Here is a 16675-nt window from a genome sequence, read left to right as displayed (position 1 = left end):
GACTTGATCCTCTCGCCTTCTTGCACGCCCTACATGATGTGGAGGCATTTTTATTTATTTAAGTAGTTACCCTTTACGGTTCCCAATCATGACCTCAAGTGCGGGCTACGGGCTGCACTATGCGGTCGCTCTGCTCCATCCATTTGCGCAGGTCACTCAAGCCTTCATCGCTAAGAAAGCCCGTCACAAAGCCACCGTTCTGCACAATCCAAGGCAGGCTGTTCGCGGTCTCAGGAAGCCCCTCCAAAGTGTACTGCCCAAGTGCAAGTGGTTGCGATAACTTCACTGTGGTACGGTTCCGGTAGTACTCCTCTTCAAAGCGTTTCTGATACCGCTCCTCGCGGTTGTGGTCTATGCCGGAAATCCCGAAGAACAGAAAGAATCCACCAGGATCGAGGAACGGTCGCAAGCGACGACGGTTTGTTGACAAGCTGAGGAGTTTGACAGCGTTCATGGTTGCTCCTTCTCAATCGGCAGCCCGACCGCATTACCCCACTCGGTCCAGCTCCCGTCGTAATTGGTGACATTTGGGTAACCCAGCAGTTGCGTCAACACGAACCACGTATGACTGCTCCGCTCTGCAATCCGGCAGTAGGTCACCACTGCTTTGTCCGGTGTTACGCCAGCCGTCTCGTATAGGCGCTGCAACTGCTGCGCTGACTTGAAAGTGCCATCGTACTTCACGGCGATTGCCCAGGGTAGATTCACCGCACTGGGGATGTGCCCCCCACGCAGCACACCTTCTTGAGGGTACTCAGGCATGTGTGTGACGTTCCCCGCGAATTCATCCGGGCTGCGGACATCCACCAGAGCGCCTTCACCTTTGTGGACAGCTGCGATGTGTTGACGTACTTCGTCCCGGTAGATACGCAGGCGTTCATTGCGCGCCCGGACGGGATACGTGGTTGGCGTCACCTCCGGAACAGTGATGGTGAAGGCCAATCCATCCGCGTCGAGCTTCTGACGGCCGCCATTCACGAGCTTCACATCCGCGTGCCCGTTGTATTTTAAGAACCAGAACGCATACGTGGCCCACCAGTTGCTCTTATCGCCGTATAGCACGACCGTAGTCTCATGGGTAATGCCCAGGCGGGCCATCAAGGCGGCAAAGGCCTCCGGAGTCAGAAAGTCACGAATCACCGGGTCCCACAGATCACGCCGACTGTCGAGCCTCAAGGCATTCGGGGCGTGCCCGCTGTCATACAGAGCGAGGTCCTCGCTGGCTTCAAGCACGCGCACCAGCGGGTCACCGTGGTGTGCGGCGAGCCAGGCGGTATCGACCAGCACGTGATGGGCGTAAGCGGTAGGTGGATTCTGGGTCATGTGTTCCTCGAATCAGGTGATCCTGACGCGTCCAGGCTATCCACTTGCTCAGCGCCCCTCAAGAAAGCAGACGGAGGGGAAGTTATCGGACTTGCTGATAACGCAGTGGTCATCCGTCTTGTCCCACCCCAGGGTCGATAACCGTAAAAAAGAACCCCAGGAGCAATGCATTCTCCCGGGACTGAGTCCGTTGCAACGGCGTTGAACAAGTTCAACGCTCATTCCCCCGCAGAAACGGACGAGCATGGGCCTTTAGGGGGACATAAACTTTATTCATACCCGTAGCTTTTCTGGATGGGGAGCCCGACGGCGTTGCCCCATTCTGTCCCCAACTGCCATCGTAATTCTTCACCTGTGGATAGCCCAGCAACTGCGTGAGAGCAAAACGCGAGCGGCTGCTGCGCTCCGCAATGCGGCAGTACGCGATGATGTTCTTATCCGGCGTGACGCCCTTTGCTGCATACAGGGCCCGCAGCTTATCCAGGCGGCGGAGGTGGGGTCGTTGAGATGCTCAGCCACCCAGGCAGTGCGCAGGGGGAGCGATCTTCGTCATGGTGTCCTTTCGCCCAGGTCGTCCTGGTTGGCCCTACCGGAGGTGCAGGCTACGAGCTGAACAAGAAAGCAGCCAGGTGCGGAGTTATTAGATTTTCCAATAACTTCATGTGTGCGCCCCGTATCCTCTGGGCATGCGGCTGAACCCGGATTACCTCGTGACGTTCAGCGTAGTGGCGGAGTACGGCAACATCAGCCGTGCAGCAGAAGCCCTCCGTCTCAGCCAACCGGCCGTCAGTGGGCAACTCAGGGCCCTTCAGGACCTCGTGGGAGAGCGGCTGTATAACCGCACCGCTTACGGAATCACCCTCACGGAAGCTGGCGAGTACCTTCTGACGTATGCCCGGACAATCGCTGTGACCCTTTCTAGCGCGGCAGAGCATTTGGAGTCCCGCCGCAGTCGAGCGCGGCCCTTACGGTTGGGGCTCTCCTGGATGCTGGGCACCGCCGCTGTCAGCATGGTGACCAGCGCTCATGCCGCTGGACATGAAGTGAGGGTTACCAGCGGTCATTCTTCGCACTTGCTGGACGCCCTCACGGCCGGAACTCTGGACGCGGCCCTGATTGTGCGGCCTGTCGGTTCTCTGCCCGCCGAAGTGGAAGCGCAACGGTTCAGTGCCGAGGATTTGTGCCTGCTGGTACCTGCTGGCCACCGCCTAGAAGTGCGCGGCTCCACACCCCTGCTCGCTGTAGGGCAGGATGTGTTCCTCTGGCCGATGGTGGGGTCCACCGTTGCCAAGCACGCGGAGCGACTGCTGGCAGAGGCCACTCTCATCCCCGTTGTGCAGTTTGAACTCGGCAGCCTCACGGCTGTGCGGGAAGCGTTGGTGCGGGGGATCGGCGTGACGATTCTCCCTCCAAGCGTCGCTGCGGCAGAGGTGGAGGCAGGCCTCATCAGTCCCGTGCTGATTGAAGCACCGAACGTTACTGTGGAGTACGTGGTGGTGACCCCAACCGACGTCCTGGCGCGCCCCGCGTCGCGGCGCCTGGGGGATCTAATTATGAAGTCCCGTCAGGTGCACCGTCTGCGCTCTGCTCGCCCATAACCTCTCTTCACAGGTGATTGATTACTCTTGTGAGGCCGCCGCGGCTGCTCTTCACAGCCATCGAAAAGCCACATTAAAAAGCACAAGCGCTGCCATTTCCCGCTCAGGCAACTCCGTGTACAGGGGATCGACCCCACTGTCGTCCCGGTCGCTCACCTGGTGACGATTCAGCGTGAGGATCGCGTTCACACGCTCCAGCAACTGCAGCTCGGGCGTGATCTCCCTTATCTGTTCTATGGACAGCGGCCCCTGGGTCCAGATCGCGTGCAGGATGGTGGCGAGGGTGACGGCCTGCACGGTCACGAGGTGCCCGCCTTCTTGTTCAGTGCCGCGATTAGCGCGTCGGCATATGTGACAGCGTCTTCAGCTGCATCGTCGTACGAGAAGTCGTTGTCGCCCGCACCCGTTAGGAGGCCTTGCAGCGCCAGGCTTGCGAAGTACTCGCGGTTGGACAGGCCGTCCGTTGGTCGCACGGCGCCGGCTGCTCGTGTGATCTCGCTGGCGGGGCGTACGAAGGCGGCGTCGTTGGGTCGGGTGTTCATTTCCGCCGTCCCGTGCCCTGGCAATCCCGGCACATGAGCAGCGCCACGCTCCGGCGCACGCCACGGCTGGAGGATGAGGAGCGGTGATAAGCGCGACAGCACCAGGAAACGACAGAGGAGAGGACACAGGGAAAGCCAAAGAAGAAGGCGACCCTGAGGCCGCCTTGATTTCTCTAAGTTAGCGCCGAATGCACGCGAAGTCAATGACATGCATCGGGTACGGGTCGTCTTCCAGGAAAAACCCTTCAAAGACGGCATTTGCAACCATCAGGAGCCAGGGCCAGGACGAAGGGCGCTTCAGTTGCCATACAGCGCGAAGATGGATGAGGACCCGTCTGCGGAGGTTCCCCTGGAGATCATGCCCACGTACTTGCCAGCGCTGTTCGTGTACACGAGCGTTTCCGCGTCGTCCCATCCTTGCAGTTGAAACTTCCGGTAGGTGTCCTGTTTGAAGCCCTGCGTCCGAAGCTGGTAGATGCTGTCGTGGAAGGCCGATTGCCAGCGGCGCACGCGGTAGACTTCGACCCAGCGCACGTTCGTGTTCAGCTTTTTTCCCTGTGCCGTGAGTTCCTGCGTGATTCGTGCTGCCTCAGGGCCGCACACCCGTACCACGGACGCCGTGCCGCCGCCTTTGGGGTAGGGAATCTGCACCCGCCCTGCGAACGAGGTGGCCGGGTGAGAGACGCACTGGGCGTGAGCGGCAGGCAGGACGAACAAGGCACTGAGCAGGATGGTGACTGTGACTCGTTTCATTGGAACAGCCCTCCTTGTCCGTCCAGGGTAGGCCGCCTTGAATGAGTTCCTCTCCCATCTCGTGAGGTCTCACGAAGTGCTGTCGGGAGGTAAGGAACAGCAGCGGAGGGTGAGGAGTTCGTGCCTCTGCATTTCCACAAATGTGACAACGCTGGAAGCTTCAAGGTGCAAGACTCACATTGGCCCATTGACTTTGACCTCTTCCTTCAACGCTGGTCCGACTCGGGTGGGGCGGAGCGGGCGAACGACGGGCAGTTCTTGAGCGAGCTGTGCCGCGTCCTCGACGTGCCTGAGCCTGGGCCCTCGCGGTGAAAAAAGTCCACACCGTGCCCGTCTGAACCTCAGTGGCTTGGATGCCAGAAATGTGCGTGCCTGCCGTGGGGAAGCGCAGTAGACTGAGGAAATTTTTCTGCACGAGTCGCCTGCATGTCTGTGGTCTTGCCGTCCTGGTGGGTCACTTGTCACGGGCGTAGGCGTTCAGACACCTGAACGATGAGAGAGCGAAAACCCGTCCTGGTCGAAGTTCCTCTCTATATCCTCGAGCTCGGGAAACCACTCACCCATGGCAAGTGACCCACCAGAACTGGATCAGTAAGTTCTTCTCGCCCTTGCCTCGGCCGGTGCCGATCGCCAGGAGGAGGCAGCGCTGGCCTCGCCGTTCGAGGTGTCCTGTCTTGCGAGCCGCGGCCTGGTACACGTCGTGGCCTCCCTCTTTCAGCCAACGGTACCCACGTGCAGGAACGAACCGGGTGGGCTCGTCGAACATCCAGGCGGGCCGCCGCCAGCACTTGCAACCGGCCCTGGGCCCGCAGGTACTCAGTGGCCACGTCCAGGTATACGACCAACGTCTCGTCGTCCGTCACATCGTCCGTCACCGTGACCTGCCAGGCTCCAGTGTACGGGCCAGCGTCGACGCTGGCCTGGATGACTTCCCCTGCCTTCAAAGGCCCTTATGGCGGACCATGCAGCCCCTGGAAGAAGCCACCATACTGTTGGAGAACACGGGCACGGAGCTCCGGGCGACCGGGGAGATCCGCCTGGCCGAGGCTTACCTGCGCAAGGCCCGTGAACTGGAACTCCGGGGCCGCACCATCTTCGGCACCATCCTGAAAACCCAGGCCCTGAGTACCGAGCAGATCAAGCGCGGTGCACGGTCAGAGGATTGACACGCCCACCCCGAAAGGAGTGGGATTCCCGCTTCAGCACCCGTCGCCAGCTTTGGCCGGTCTTCCACACGCTCCACGAGCGTTCTGTGCCTCCGGGTCTCCCACGGCGAGGTGCTTTCGATGCCAGACGGCTTTGTATTCAAGCTGGTGGCGGAAGTCCCCAAAGGACGCATCCAGAACGCTCTTGGACAGCTTGGTGTTCGCCATCCCCTTCACGCCCAGGCCGTCGATGCAGAACCCGGAGAACCCCCATCAACTGGGCAGTTGTTCGACGAACGAAGTCGTTTTGCTGATGGGCGACGCGACGGTGAACGCGGGCGAGCTTCGTACGGCCCTTCGCAGAGCGACTGCTCCCCCGCTTGCGGCAGGAAAGCGTCTTGGCCGCACCGCGCAGCTTCCGTTCAGCTTTGCGGAAGAACCGCTCTGCAGGCTTGCGCTGCCCGTCACTTATGGTCACGAACGCCTTCAGGCCGAGGTCAATCCCCACGATATCGGATTCGGGGATGGGGCAAGCGGCGCGTCAGGCATCTCGAACAGCGAGACGCACCAGTGCCCATCCGCCTCCCGCTTGCGGAACTTGACCCACCCAGACTTCGGCACGTACAGGCGCTTCCCTTCGGCCCGTACCCGCACGGGGATGCGGAAAGCGGGGGTACCCCGGTGTTTGCCCCGAACCGGGAGAACCTCCCCGCTTCTCAAAGAAGTTCTTGACCGCCCGGTCACAGTCCTGAAGGGCTGACTGGAGAAGCGGGCTGTCGGACGCCTTGAGCCGCGCCGTCTCTTCCTGCTTCTTCAGGCCCGTCCGTTCAGCACGCAGGTCTTGGAGGGAAAGCGTCTTCTGGGTTTCCGCATAGTGCGCCTTCCGGCGTGCGAGTGCCCAGCTGAACACGAAGCGGAGACTCCCGGCCAGTGACAGGAAGGCTTGCCCCTGAGCAGCCGGGTGGGGTGAAGTAGGGTGAGGGCCCAACGCATGGAGAGCGGCAGGCGTTGCCATTTTAGGGAAGGTTCACCGGGCATAGGACCATCTGGCACAGGTAGGTCTGCGCACCTGGTTTCCCCGCGTATTGACGGAACAGGGCCAATAAGTCTCGCTGAAAGGCCTTTGCCTCGCGCAAGTCAAGTTTGAGGGCGGGATAGACGAAGGACAGCAGCGCGGGGCCGCTTTCCGTCATTCCCCAGTCCTCGTTGGGCGACAGGGCGAGCTTGGAATGGATTTCTCCGTCCTCTCCACGGGCAAGGCGCAGGCCCCAGCCTTCCCCATTGCGCTGAAGGGCCCACGTCAGGTTGCGCCGCACGAACGCGGCTGCCTCCCCTTCTATCTGGGCCAGGTAAGCCTCTAAGGTTTCGTGACGCGTCACCTCGAACGGCACGAAGTAGGCTTGCGCCACCACCCGGTAGCGTTTCATGGGGCGGCCCTTGCGCGCCTGCGTTTCAGTGTGCTGGAGCAAACCCAGGGCCGTCAGTCGGCGCACCCGGTAACGCAGTTCCTCCGGATCCTGGCCGAGCTGGCGGGCCGCTTCCGTCACCGTTCGTGCCTCCTGCCAGAAGACGGCGAGGATGCGGGCCGTTCTCAAGTCCAGCAGGGCATCTGCTGCTGCCGCCGTCTGTACGGTCAGGCTTCCGGAATCGGGCTGTGTCATTTCCGGTAGGGTACAGCGACACTGGAGCCATGACCCTCATCACCCGCGAAACAGGCCCCCAGTCCTCACCCACTGCCCTCCTCCTGCATGGAGCAGGTGTAACGGGCTGGACGTGGCGGGAAGTGACGTCACACCTGCCTGGCCGGCATGTCCTGGCCCCTGACCTGCCCGGGCTGGGTCAGAACGCCTCACTGGGGCCTTTCCAGATCACTCGCGCAGCCGAGCACCTTGCAGGATTCATTCGTGATCGGGCCCACGAGGGCCGCGCCCACATCGTCGGGCATTCGCTGGGCGGGGCGGTGGCGGCGCAACTGGCAGCAGCGCACCCTGAAGTCATTCAGAGCGTCACCCTGATCGGCGTCTGCGCTCAGCCCCTCCCCTTCACCCGTGCGCTGATCACGCTGGGGACGGCGCTGGTCCCACTCCAGCCCCGGCTCGCGGTCCTGCAAGGGCGGACCCTGAAGCTGTCGCCAGCAGAGCAGGCCCTGTTGGTGAGAGATGCCCGCGCCCTGACCCGGAACACCATGCGACAGGTGCTGACCGAAGGCGCACAGTTCCGAGTTCCCAGGGGTCTGGCTGAACTCGGCCGACCCCTGCTCGTGCTGGCAGGCCTGCGGGAAGCGTCGGTGGTACGGGAATCGGCGCTGGCCCTGGCTGCCACTGCTGCGGACAGCGGGGCGTACGGGATTCCGGACGGGGACCATGCCTGGTTTGCGCGGCGTCCGGATCTGCTCGCCCAGGTCCTGGAACGGTGGTGGGCCGGTGAGGTCCTGCCGCAGGAGCTCGTACCCTTGAGGAGGCAGGCCCAGCAATTGAAGGCTGGACCGGCAGCCGTCCTCGAACAGCCAGTGCCTTCCCGGTCTAGGTTCACACGCTGAGGCGCGTTCCAGCACCACCGTGAGCACAATGCTCCCGAAGACCAGGATGAACACCGTCTCCAGCGGATCTCATACGAGGCCAAGCTGCTGCCCTGACTCCGCTCCTTACATCCGAAGAGCTTGAGCTTGTGTATCGCCAAGCGCCCTATTGAGCGCTCACACCTTCAGATCATGACGTCTGTTATTTCCACTGGGTAAGGACCAGAGCAGCATTGGAGGCCGGTGGTCTTTGAAAAGACCAAGATCATGCCTCTTGATGGGCTGGATTGAGAAAATGGGATTAGACTTGTTTCACTGACGTTTGTCCAGAAAAACATGTTTGCGTTTGGCATTGTAGGCAGCAACCAACGTACTGATCGTCGTACCTGAAAATCTGGTTGCGTCAATAATCTCTTGAATTAACCTCCCTTTGCTTTTGAGCCATATAGCTTAGCAGCGTGAGCGTTCAATTGGACGCTTGACTTGGTGATACGCGTCAAACGCTTTCGGTGCCGGCTTCAGCAAAGCTGCCCGACAGGGCGACCCAAAAACGTCCTGGGGACGTCCCAGGACGTTAGAGCATTTGACATCAGGAGATGTCGGGGAAGGCGTGCGTGAACCAGCCAAAAACGTCTCGTAGCGAAACGGCGTTCAGAGCGTCCCAAATGCCCTGAAGCAGAGCGGTCCGGTCTCGCCACTCACGGGCACGGACGAGGGCTTTGACTTTAGAGAACAGACCTTGGGTCGGGTTGAAGTCAGGGCTGTAAGGAGGCAGGAACAGGACCATACAGCCGCGGGCTTCGATGTGCGTCCGAATGGGTGCACGGTGATGTGCCGAGAGATTGTCAAGTACGACGACCTGTCCTGGGGTCAAAGCTGGGCACAGGATTTCTCGGACGTACCACTCGAAACTCACGCCGTTGACAGCACCGTCCAGGATCAGGGGCGCAAAGGGACCACTCCCCTGCAGCGCGCATACGAGGTTTGGTTCCGTCCCCAGTTGCGGGGGACGGAAGCGACCGCACGCCGTGTGTGGTGCGCGCGACCATAGCCTCGGGTCATGGCCGTATGGAAGCCGCTCTCGTCAAGAAAGACCAGACGGGCAGGGGTCTGCAGGTACGGCTTCAGGTCGTTCAGGAACTGCTGACGCAGTTCCTCCTTCTGTGCGCACGCGACCCGCGTTTTTTTTGAAGGTGACGCCATGCCGACGGAAGACTCGGTCCACCGTTCGATAATTGATCTTCAGTCCTGTCACAGCTTCCAACTTGCGGGCATGTTCTTCGAGGGTGGCGTCCAAGTCCTCCTCCAGTTGCTGGAGGACTTGCTCATGCTCGCTGTGCACCCGTGGGCGACGCCCAGTCGGGCGCTTGACGTGCGTCAAGGTGCCTACCTCGTGTTTCTTCAGATACAACGCAATGGTTCGTACATCCACGCTGAAGGTTCTGGCCACCTGCTGATGGTCCTTCTCCTTCAGCGCCGCTGCGACAATCTGTTCTCGAAGATCGACACTGTATCTGCGTGCCCCGACCCGCTTCTTCATCCTCTTATGATGTCAAATGCTCTAGGGCCTCGGTCCCTGCGCCTATGCCGGGTCCTTCGGGTCACCTGTAAAGGTTTCTCCCTCGTCCGCGACCTTGTGGAAGACCGCCGTGAGGTCCTCCAACACCATCAGGTGCATGGCCTTCCCTCCATCTGAATCCAGAACCGGCCACGCCTCCACCTTCGTCTTCTGCACCCCCACCCCGGGAACATCCAGATCAATGATGTACTGGGTCAGCGGCGTATCCGTCAGCACCATGCTGTTTAACTTCTCGCGCAACTCCCACTGGTCCAGCTGATGGCTGCCCAGGCCGTACAGCCGCTGCCCCCGGGCCTGTTCCGGGGAAACGCGCAGCAGGTTGTACAGCGCCCGGTTGGCCGTCACCACCCGCAGGTCATCGTCAAACACCACCATGGGCGCGAGGATGCTGTTGAGCAGCGCTTCCGAGTACACCTCGGAGTGGTCGAGCCTCGCTTCCAGCGACTTCACGGCGTCAATGTTGGTAAAGGCGATGACCACCCCATCAATGAAATTGTCGGAGGTGCGGTACGGGTTGATGCGCATCAGGTACCAGTGATCGTCCGTGGCGCGCACCTGCATTTCGAGGGGCATAAGCGTGTTCAGGACGTGCCGCACGTCACGTTCGAAATTCGTGTCCTGGAGCTTGACGCTGATGTCCCCGACCTGCCGTCCGACATCCGTCGGGATCAGATTCATAACCTGGCTGATCTGGGACGTAAAGCGCCGGATGCGTAAGTCATTGCCGAGGTACAGCGTGGCGATCCCCGCACTTTCCAGCAGGTTCTTCATATCGTCGTTCGCCTGCGCGAGGTCGTGAATGATGCCCTGATGCTCCGCGCTCGTGGTGATGAGCTCCTCGTTGACCGACTGCAACTCCTCCTTGGAGGTCATCAGTTCCTCGTTGGTGCTCTTGAGTTCCTCGATGGTCGTCTGGTACTCCTCGTTGGTGGTCCGCAGTTCCTCGGTGGAGACGGCGTTCTCCTCTACCGTCGACTGCAACGTCTCACGCAGGTGACGCAGTTCCCCCGTGAGGGCCTGGACCTGGTTCACCTCCTGGGGAGACATTTCGGCCGTTTCGTCCAGGGGACGTTCCTGAAACACGATCAGCAGCGCTGGTTTCTCTCCCTGGACGTCGGGCGCGGAGATGGGCTCTACCGTCACGTCCAGCAGGTAGGGTGCCTGCCCTGCGCCCGCCTGCACGTTGCGTAAAGTGATGGCGTGCCCTTCGTGCAGAACGCGGCGCATGGTGGACGAGAGCTCAAAGCGGAGCCCGTCACGGGTCATGTCGAGGACGTTGGTCGTGCCGACCGTGCCGGAGGGCAATTCCAGGTAACGGCTCGTCCGCCCGTTCACATACAGGATGCTCCCCTGTGCATTCACCACAACGCACGCGGGAGCGTACTGAGCGAGCAAGAGGCGCTGAATCTGCTGTGACAGGGTGATGGCGCGTCCCCGCTGCTTGTCATGCCGCTGGAGGCCCGGAAGCGGAACACGCGGCGTACTGCTAAAGGCCGTCTCGACTGGGAGCGGGCCGGCAGCCCCCGACATGCGCCGGTACAGCTTCCAGCGCGTGTCCAGAAAATCGAACCGCTCGTCAGAGAGCCCGAGCGTCTCGCTGGCTCCCAGGAACAGGAGGCCGCCCGGCATCAGGGCGTAGTGAAACACCGAGAGGATCTGCTTTTGCAAGTCCGCGTTCAGGTAGATCAGCATGTTGCGGCAGCACAGCAGGTCCAACCGCGTGAACGGCGGATCACCAAAAGTGTTGTGCCGGGCAAATACGATCATGTCCCGGATCAGGCTGCTGACCTGGTAGTCCCCCTCCACCGCGGTGAAGTACCTCTTGAGCCGCTCTGGGCTGACACTCTGCGCAATGTCACGCGGGTACAGGCCCAACCGGGCCTTCTCGATGGAGCGTGGGTCGATGTCCGTCGCGAACACGTGCGCCGTGACCGGGCCTGCCCAACCGGGTTCCTGCGTCAATTCGTGCAGCACCATGGCGACGCTGTACGCTTCCTCTCCGCTGGCACATCCTACAATCCAGGCGCGAATGGCCTCCCTGTCCCGGCCCCCACGGGCGAGTGTCGTTCGCAGGTGGACCTTGAGCCGGTCGAAGGCTTCAGGATCCCGGAAGAAGTTGGTCACGTTGATGGTCAGGTCGTCGAACAGGGCGTCCACTTCATCCGGATGCTGCTGGAGGTACCCGAGGTACTGCGGCAGGGTGTCCAGCCGCAGACTCTTGCTGCGCCGCTCGATGCGGCGCAGCAGGGTGGCCGCCTTGTACCGGCTAAAATCATGCCCCGTGCGCTGTCTGACCAGGAGCAGGATTTTCTGAAGGTCCACTTCAGAGACTGCTTGCGGTTCAGTTTGCAGCAGGCGTTCGTGCGTGATGAGCTGGTGAAGGCGTGGCGCGAGTTCGTCGGGCGGCAGGACGTGATCGGCCAGCCCAGTGGCGACAGCGCTTGTGGGCATCGCCGGATAATCGGCCGTTTCCGGGGCCTGCACGAACACCCGGCCGAAATGCTCCTTGATGGCGCGCAGGCCGCGCGTGCCGTCGCTTCCCATGCCCGACAGGATCACCGCGATGGCCCGCTCCCCCTGGTCGGCGGCGAGACTGGTGAAAAAGGCGTTGATGGTGCGCCCCTGGGCGGCTTCCAGGTCACGCAGGAAGAGAGTGGCGTTCTCGATGGCGAGGCTGGACCCTCCGGGAGCGATGTACACGTGATCGGCGAGGGCAGGCATGCCGTCCTCGACCTCCACCACAGGCAAGGAGGTGCAGCGGCGCAGCAGGTCCGGCATCAGGCTTTCACCAGTTGAACTCAGGTGCGAAACCACCACGAAGGCCATGCCACTCCCGGCCGGTAACCCCAGAAAGAACCGCTCGTAGCCGTCAAGCGCGCCTGCGGAGCCCCCAATTCCCACGATGGCTGCAGGCGGGGTGGAGGTGGGCGGGGTTGCGGGCGGCGTCAGTTCATCTGGCATAGGCTTTCCTGTCTGGGATGTGGATGAGAACGTGCGTGAAGGAAGCCTTGTTGGAAAGCGCAGGCGCCTGAGTTATTCACTGTAATGGCTGCAATAAAACCCTAAAGTGCATGAAAGGGAGTTGAGGGCCATTTGGCGCTTTCACAGGTCATCAGATTTGCGTCATCTGCTACACTCCCTTATCCCGCCTTTCCCCGCTCCGCTTTCCCCCCTTACGATCTGCGCTGCCAACGGTGGTTGGACCTGTTTCGTTGAAAGGTATTATGACCAACCAGAACGACGAACAGGCTCTCCCCCTCCTGCGAGAGCGGGCTGAGCACGCACTCAAAAATGCATCCTCTCCAGCCTCGCATCTGTCCGCGGCGCCAGAAGCACTCCAGCACGAGCTGTCGGTGCATCAGGTCGAGCTGGAGTTGCAGAACGAGGAACTGCGTCAGACGGTCGTGCAGTTGCGTGAAGCCCACGAGAAGTACGTCGGGCTGTACGACTTTGCACCCGTCGGGTATTTCACCCTGGACGCGGACGGCACCATCATTCAAGCGAACCTTCGGGCCAGCCGCCTCCTGGGCGTGGAGAAGTCCCGGTTGCTGGGCCGCCGTCTGACGCAGTTCACGGCTCCGGACTCCCGCACCACCCTGGCAGTGCTGCTGCCCCGCCTGCGGACCAGTGAGCAAGGCCTTGTCGCTGAATTGCGCCTCCAACGCAATGATGGCACCACCTTTCCCGTGCGCCTGGAGGGTCAGGCGTACGCGCCGCAAGGCAGTCTGGTTGCCGTGACGGACGTCACCACCGAAAAGGCCGCGCAAGAGGACCTGCTGCGGCTGAACGAGACGCTGGAGGCGCGCGTCGCGGAACGGACCACCAAAATCCTTGAGCTGAGCGCTGAACTCCGGACGGTGGCCATGGCCGTGGCGGAGGACCTGATGGCACCGCTTCGGCGCGTCGCCTCCTTCGCAGAACTGCTGCGCCACAACGGCACGGAAGACAAAGAAGCGTCCCTGAAGCACATCGAACTGATCGCCCGTTCCGCTGAGCGGATGGAGCAACTCACCAGTGGGTTGCTGGAGTACAGCCGGGCCAGCCACGGGCGTGTCCGGATGGCGCCGCTCGACCTGAACCGCGTCTTTGCTGAGGTCGAGAAGGACCTGCGGCCACACATGGAAGGCCGAACCGTACAGCTGACCTGCACGCCGTTGCCGACTGTGCTGGGAGACAGCAGCACGATGCAGGAGGTGTTTCTCAAGCTGCTGGACAACGCCCTGAAGTTCACCTCGACCCGTGAGCTCGCCCGAATTCACGTCAGTGCACAGGAGACCGACCTCGCCTTTGTCCTGCGTTTTGAGGATAACGGCGTGGGGTTCAACAACCGCTACAAGGACAAGCTGTTTCAGGTGTTCAAGCGCCTGCACCCGGAGTCTGCCTTTCCGGGTACGGGCATGGGTCTGGCGGTCGTTCGGCGGCTCTGTACCCGCTTTGGTGGCCGTATCTGGGCGGAGGGCCGAGTAGACCAGGGCGCCACCATTCTGGTGGCCTGGCCCAAGCAGCCCACCGTGCTCGACTGAAGCGGCGCCTGATCACGTCCCCTGACGTCCCGGGTCTCTGCCGTGCGTCAGCTTGGACAGGCGCGCCTGTCCAAGCTGTCCCGTTCGTAGGGCGTCCTGCCGGACGCGGCTCCCGCGCGCCCTGGCTTCCCGGGCCTCTTCCCGGTACGCGTGTGCCTGTTCCGCCTGGCCCGCTTCCTCGTGGTGTTGGGCGAGGTGTTCGAGCAACATGACGTCCTCGTCGAGCGTGCGCGCTGCGTTCCACAGACTCGCTTCCACCGAGGCCCGCAATTCACCCAGAAGCGTGATGGCGGTGTAGGCGTGCCCGGTGTGGCATCGGAAGCGCACCAGGTTGCCTTCCTTGAGGCGCATCAGCACGCCGTGGCACTCCGGACAGGTGAACGTGGACGGTGAGGCGTGGGTGAGCAGGCCGGCTTCGAAGGCGTTGTCCTCGCCGGCGATGCCGATTTCCATTTCCAGGCGCTGCCGTTCTTCAGCATTCATGCTTGGCTCCTCCTGAGGCGGCACCGGTTCCTTGAGCAGGCGCTGCAACGTCGGGGCAATGCTTGAGGGATGGACCATGAAGTCCACTCGAACAGTACGCAGTGCGTTGAGGGGCATGGAGTCGAATTCAGCGTCCTCGGGGTGCTGCACAATCGCTCGGCCCCCCAGTTGCTTGATGGTCCACAGGCCGGACGTGCCGTCGTCGAGCATGCCGCTGAGCAGCACACCTATGACGGTAGCGCGGTGCGCGTAGGCAGCGGAGCGGAAGAGCACATCAATGCTGGGTCGTGAGCGGTTTTCCTTGGGTCCCCGGGACAGTCGGAGGTGGTCCAGCCCGACGAGCAGGTGGTGGTCCGGCGGCGCGACGTAGATGTGGCCGGGCAGCAGGGGTTCGCCATGCTGGGCATGCTGGGCTGGGAGCGGGCCACTGCGGCTGAGGATGTCAGGGAGTTGGCTGGGGTAATCGGGGGGGATGTGAATAACGACCAGGACGGCAGCGGGGAAGTCATGCGGAAGACCCGAAGCAATCTCGCGTAGCGGGTTGAGCGCTCCAGCAGATCCCCCGATCACGACGACGGGTGTTGGTGGCATACGGGGATCGTGAACGCAGGCAGAGTCCAGTGGGTGCGCTTTTGCCCCACGAGCATTCAGGGAGGACACATGTGAGCGGGGACAACATGGGCGTCACTCGCTCTTGCCCTGTATGCACCGCTTCCCAAGTACTGGACACCTCGAGTGGGTTCCCGCTTTGCGCCTTGGTCCGGCCTTACCGCTGTTGGCGAGGCCAGCGCCGTATTTCTGTATCTGCCAGGGTGTCATACGGAAACAAAGTGATTCCTGTATATGGCTAGATGTATGATGAGGATACAGATCACATATGGGAGGGCTTGAATAAGTATGACTCTCGTAACCATATGAGTGAAGATCATTATTATTCCGTATCACTCATCTCGGCAGAGCATGACCTGACCGGACGCTTCTACCTGGGCGACCCTCTTTGCGAGGACCCTGGGCGGGCCGCGTCCATCGGGCCACATCTCCTCTCAGGTGGGAGCGGTGCGTTCGCCCAGTCCCGGTACCGGTGTCCAACTGCTGCTTCGTCACCTGGGGTGGGTGGTCCGCCCCTGAAAATTCGAGCGGGCTGCTCCACTGTCATCCAGGCGGCCAACGTTCCGGTGCGCGCATACACCTGGTTGCCCATGGAGGTCGTCAGGTAGGCCCGCTGAGGCCAACGAGCGAGGTATGGACGCCGGATGGGAACGGACGGAGATAGGCCACAGCCTGGGCAGCGGAACTTCCGGTCGCGCCCGTTCGGGCCGAACAGCCGCTCACCCTCCGCCATCCCCTTGGCGTGCGAGATGACGTAGCGCGTCACTGTCCTGCGCATGCACTGCTCAGGCCCACTTCGACCCGGTCCCACTCGCCGTCGCATGCGCAGTCGTCGGTGCAACCACACTTCCGGCACGCGTGCAGCTCTGTGTACAGCGGGTCCACCCCAGAGTCGTCCTGGTCAATCACCTGGGGACGGTTCAGGGTGAGGACCGCATTCACCCGCTCCAGCAGTTGCAGCTCGGCCGTGAGCTCCTTGATCTGTTGCGTGGTCAGCGGCCCTTGCGTCCAGATCGCGTGCAAGATGGTAGGGAGAGAGGCGTTCTGCACGGTCGCGGGTAGGCCTCCGATTCAGGGCCGCGTCAGAGCATCCGCGTAGGCCACCGCTTTGCCAGCAGCATCGTCGGGACGCAGTGGAGACGAGACGTCCCCTGACTCCGACTGTGTGTATGCCGTGCTCGCCAGGATGCCCTGCAAGGCCAGCCCCGCGAAGTACTCGCGTTTGGACAGGCCATCCGCATGCCTGACTGGCCCGTGCTTGTGCCCGCTATACGGGCGTGCGGAGGCTGCATCATTCGGGCGTGTGCTCACCGCCGCACTTTCCGTCCTGTTCCCCTGCAGTCCCGGCACATCAGCAACGCCAGGCTCCGGCGTACGCACTGGCAGGGGCGGGCCTTGCGGCGGACCTTCCTCGGCCCCTTCACGCGGCTCTCCCGATCAGCGAGCGAGAGCGCGTCTTCCGGCTCCGCGAGCAGTAATGAGGAAGGCATGACCCACCGCGTGACCCAGAGAATCGTTAATCAGCTTGAAGCCATCCAGATCCACCACGAGCACACCCATTGGTGTTCCACGGCGCTCCGACCGCATCCAGAGCCTGGATGC

General features: G+C 61.9%; 19 protein-coding genes and 1 pseudogene. 5 read left to right on the top strand and 15 right to left on the bottom strand.

The genetic code is table 11. The features are described 5' to 3' along the window. Positions 1-94 precede the first annotated feature (94 nt). The 3 genes and pseudogenes from B9A95_RS12295 to B9A95_RS12285 form a co-directional block, all read right to left on the bottom strand. Positions 95-454, bottom strand: a complete 360-nt coding sequence (locus tag B9A95_RS12295; RefSeq protein WP_084047556.1) for a hypothetical protein — start codon at positions 452-454, stop codon at positions 95-97. Further along, entirely contained in the window at positions 451-1323 is an 873-nt protein-coding gene (locus B9A95_RS12290) for a sulfurtransferase (protein ID WP_084047555.1), read from the bottom strand. Before B9A95_RS12290 ends, B9A95_RS12295 begins: the two co-directional genes overlap by 4 nt. A gap of 269 nt (positions 1324-1592) precedes the next feature. After that, positions 1593-1804, bottom strand: a pseudogene (locus B9A95_RS12285) (sulfurtransferase); the annotation flags it as partial. A 205-nt stretch (positions 1805-2009) separates the two neighbouring features. Between B9A95_RS12285 and B9A95_RS12280 the strand changes: the two are divergent. Next, on the top strand, positions 2010-2921 hold the full coding sequence (locus B9A95_RS12280; RefSeq protein WP_084047743.1) for a LysR family transcriptional regulator: 912 nt from the start codon (positions 2010-2012) through the stop codon (positions 2919-2921). A 51-nt stretch (positions 2922-2972) separates the two neighbouring features. On the opposite strand, the gene B9A95_RS12275 is transcribed toward B9A95_RS12280, so the two are convergent. From B9A95_RS12275 to B9A95_RS12265, 3 genes are all read right to left on the bottom strand, one after another. Further along, positions 2973-3224: a hypothetical protein gene (locus B9A95_RS12275; protein WP_084047554.1), complete on the bottom strand. Its 252-nt coding sequence runs from the start codon at positions 3222-3224 to the stop codon at positions 2973-2975. Continuing rightward, positions 3221-3394, bottom strand: a complete 174-nt coding sequence (locus tag B9A95_RS33655; protein ID WP_170928615.1) for a hypothetical protein — start codon at positions 3392-3394, stop codon at positions 3221-3223. The genes B9A95_RS12275 and B9A95_RS33655 overlap by 4 nt, the downstream gene beginning before the upstream one ends. Positions 3395-3760: 366 nt before the next feature. Then, positions 3761-4216: a hypothetical protein gene (locus tag B9A95_RS12265; RefSeq protein ID WP_084047552.1), complete on the bottom strand. Its 456-nt coding sequence runs from the start codon at positions 4214-4216 to the stop codon at positions 3761-3763. A 165-nt stretch (positions 4217-4381) separates the two neighbouring features. Between B9A95_RS12265 and B9A95_RS33650 the strand changes: the two genes are divergently transcribed. Together B9A95_RS33650 and B9A95_RS32185 are read left to right on the top strand one after the other, a co-directional pair. Continuing rightward, on the top strand, positions 4382-4528 hold the full coding sequence (locus tag B9A95_RS33650) for a hypothetical protein (protein ID WP_170928614.1): 147 nt from the start codon (positions 4382-4384) through the stop codon (positions 4526-4528). A 650-nt stretch (positions 4529-5178) separates the two neighbouring features. Then, positions 5179-5382: a hypothetical protein gene (locus tag B9A95_RS32185; protein WP_139806735.1), complete on the top strand. Its 204-nt coding sequence runs from the start codon at positions 5179-5181 to the stop codon at positions 5380-5382. Positions 5383-5521: 139 nt separating this feature from the next. Here the strand turns inward: B9A95_RS32185 and B9A95_RS37125 are convergent, their stop codons facing one another. The 3 genes from B9A95_RS37125 to B9A95_RS12240 all read right to left on the bottom strand — a co-directional run bounded on the left by B9A95_RS37125 (position 5522) and on the right by B9A95_RS12240 (position 7022). Further along, positions 5522-5839 (bottom strand): hypothetical protein, encoded by a 318-nt coding sequence (locus tag B9A95_RS37125; protein WP_425429944.1) that lies wholly within the window; start codon positions 5837-5839, stop codon positions 5522-5524. Between the two features lie 63 nt (positions 5840-5902). After that, positions 5903-6376: a helix-turn-helix domain-containing protein gene (locus B9A95_RS37120; RefSeq protein ID WP_084047548.1), complete on the bottom strand. Its 474-nt coding sequence runs from the start codon at positions 6374-6376 to the stop codon at positions 5903-5905. 1 nt (position 6377) lies between these two features. Further along, positions 6378-7022 (bottom strand): helix-turn-helix domain-containing protein, encoded by a 645-nt coding sequence (locus B9A95_RS12240; RefSeq protein WP_084047547.1) that lies wholly within the window; start codon positions 7020-7022, stop codon positions 6378-6380. Between the two features lie 29 nt (positions 7023-7051). On the opposite strand from B9A95_RS12240, the gene B9A95_RS12235 reads away from it, so the two are divergent. Beyond that, positions 7052-7900, top strand: coding sequence for an alpha/beta fold hydrolase (locus B9A95_RS12235; RefSeq protein WP_084047546.1), 849 nt, complete (start codon positions 7052-7054; stop codon positions 7898-7900). A 568-nt stretch (positions 7901-8468) separates the two neighbouring features. On the opposite strand, the gene B9A95_RS37115 is transcribed toward B9A95_RS12235, so the two are convergent. From B9A95_RS37115 to B9A95_RS12225, 3 genes are all read right to left on the bottom strand, one after another. Then, complete coding sequence (locus tag B9A95_RS37115) at positions 8469-8879, bottom strand: transposase (protein WP_425429943.1); 411 nt, start codon at positions 8877-8879, stop codon at positions 8469-8471. A gap of 84 nt (positions 8880-8963) precedes the next feature. Beyond that, positions 8964-9419 carry an IS630 transposase-related protein gene (locus B9A95_RS37110; protein ID WP_425429936.1) on the bottom strand — a complete coding sequence of 152 codons (456 nt, stop codon included), beginning with the start codon at positions 9417-9419 and terminating at the stop codon, positions 8964-8966. Between the two features lie 42 nt (positions 9420-9461). After that, a complete protein-coding gene (locus B9A95_RS12225) occupies positions 9462-12419 on the bottom strand; it encodes a CheR family methyltransferase (protein ID WP_084047545.1) in 2958 nt (985 codons plus the stop codon). Positions 12420-12682: 263 nt separating this feature from the next. On the opposite strand from B9A95_RS12225, the gene B9A95_RS12220 reads away from it, so the two are divergent. Further along, positions 12683-13981 carry a sensor histidine kinase gene (locus B9A95_RS12220; RefSeq protein WP_084047544.1) on the top strand — a complete coding sequence of 433 codons (1299 nt, stop codon included), beginning with the start codon at positions 12683-12685 and terminating at the stop codon, positions 13979-13981. 12 nt (positions 13982-13993) lie between these two features. Here B9A95_RS12220 and B9A95_RS12215 read toward each other — a convergent pair whose 3' ends face one another. The 3 genes from B9A95_RS12215 to B9A95_RS35430 all read right to left on the bottom strand — a co-directional run bounded on the left by B9A95_RS12215 (position 13994) and on the right by B9A95_RS35430 (position 16660). Continuing rightward, positions 13994-15055: a chemotaxis protein CheB gene (locus B9A95_RS12215; protein WP_245808273.1), complete on the bottom strand. Its 1062-nt coding sequence runs from the start codon at positions 15053-15055 to the stop codon at positions 13994-13996. A gap of 780 nt (positions 15056-15835) precedes the next feature. Further along, positions 15836-16123 carry a hypothetical protein gene (locus B9A95_RS12210; protein ID WP_084047543.1) on the bottom strand — a complete coding sequence of 96 codons (288 nt, stop codon included), beginning with the start codon at positions 16121-16123 and terminating at the stop codon, positions 15836-15838. Positions 16124-16510: 387 nt separating this feature from the next. Then, a complete protein-coding gene (locus B9A95_RS35430) occupies positions 16511-16660 on the bottom strand; it encodes a diguanylate cyclase domain-containing protein (RefSeq protein WP_084047542.1) in 150 nt (49 codons plus the stop codon). Positions 16661-16675 lie beyond the last annotated feature (15 nt).

Origin of the sequence: Deinococcus hopiensis KR-140 (assembly GCF_900176165.1) — a bacterium.
In the GTDB taxonomy this organism is placed as follows: Bacteria; Deinococcota; Deinococci; order Deinococcales; family Deinococcaceae; genus Deinococcus; species Deinococcus hopiensis.
This window is presented reverse-complemented; position numbering and strand designations above follow the sequence as displayed.

Bases quoted from the DNA above. Each gene is read 5' to 3' on its own strand.
- B9A95_RS12290 (WP_084047555.1), bottom strand. From the start codon at position 1,323: ATGACCCAGAATCCACCTACCGCTTACGCCCATCACGTGCTGGTCGAT.
- B9A95_RS12280 (WP_084047743.1), top strand. From the start codon at position 2,010: ATGCGGCTGAACCCGGATTACCTCGTGACGTTCAGCGTAGTGGCGGAG.
- B9A95_RS37120 (WP_084047548.1), bottom strand. From the start codon at position 6,376: ATGGCAACGCCTGCCGCTCTCCATGCGTTGGGCCCTCACCCTACTTCA.
- B9A95_RS12225 (WP_084047545.1), bottom strand. From the start codon at position 12,419: ATGCCAGATGAACTGACGCCGCCCGCAACCCCGCCCACCTCCACCCCG.
- B9A95_RS12215 (WP_245808273.1), bottom strand. From the start codon at position 15,055: ATGCCACCAACACCCGTCGTCGTGATCGGGGGATCTGCTGGAGCGCTC.
- B9A95_RS32185 (WP_139806735.1), top strand. From the start codon at position 5,179: ATGCAGCCCCTGGAAGAAGCCACCATACTGTTGGAGAACACGGGCACG.
- B9A95_RS37110 (WP_425429936.1), bottom strand. From the start codon at position 9,419: ATGAAGAAGCGGGTCGGGGCACGCAGATACAGTGTCGATCTTCGAGAA.
- B9A95_RS35430 (WP_084047542.1), bottom strand. From the start codon at position 16,660: ATGCGGTCGGAGCGCCGTGGAACACCAATGGGTGTGCTCGTGGTGGAT.
- B9A95_RS12235 (WP_084047546.1), top strand. From the start codon at position 7,052: ATGACCCTCATCACCCGCGAAACAGGCCCCCAGTCCTCACCCACTGCC.
- B9A95_RS12295 (WP_084047556.1), bottom strand. From the start codon at position 454: ATGAACGCTGTCAAACTCCTCAGCTTGTCAACAAACCGTCGTCGCTTG.
- B9A95_RS12220 (WP_084047544.1), top strand. From the start codon at position 12,683: ATGACCAACCAGAACGACGAACAGGCTCTCCCCCTCCTGCGAGAGCGG.
- B9A95_RS12265 (WP_084047552.1), bottom strand. From the start codon at position 4,216: ATGAAACGAGTCACAGTCACCATCCTGCTCAGTGCCTTGTTCGTCCTG.
- B9A95_RS12240 (WP_084047547.1), bottom strand. From the start codon at position 7,022: ATGACACAGCCCGATTCCGGAAGCCTGACCGTACAGACGGCGGCAGCA.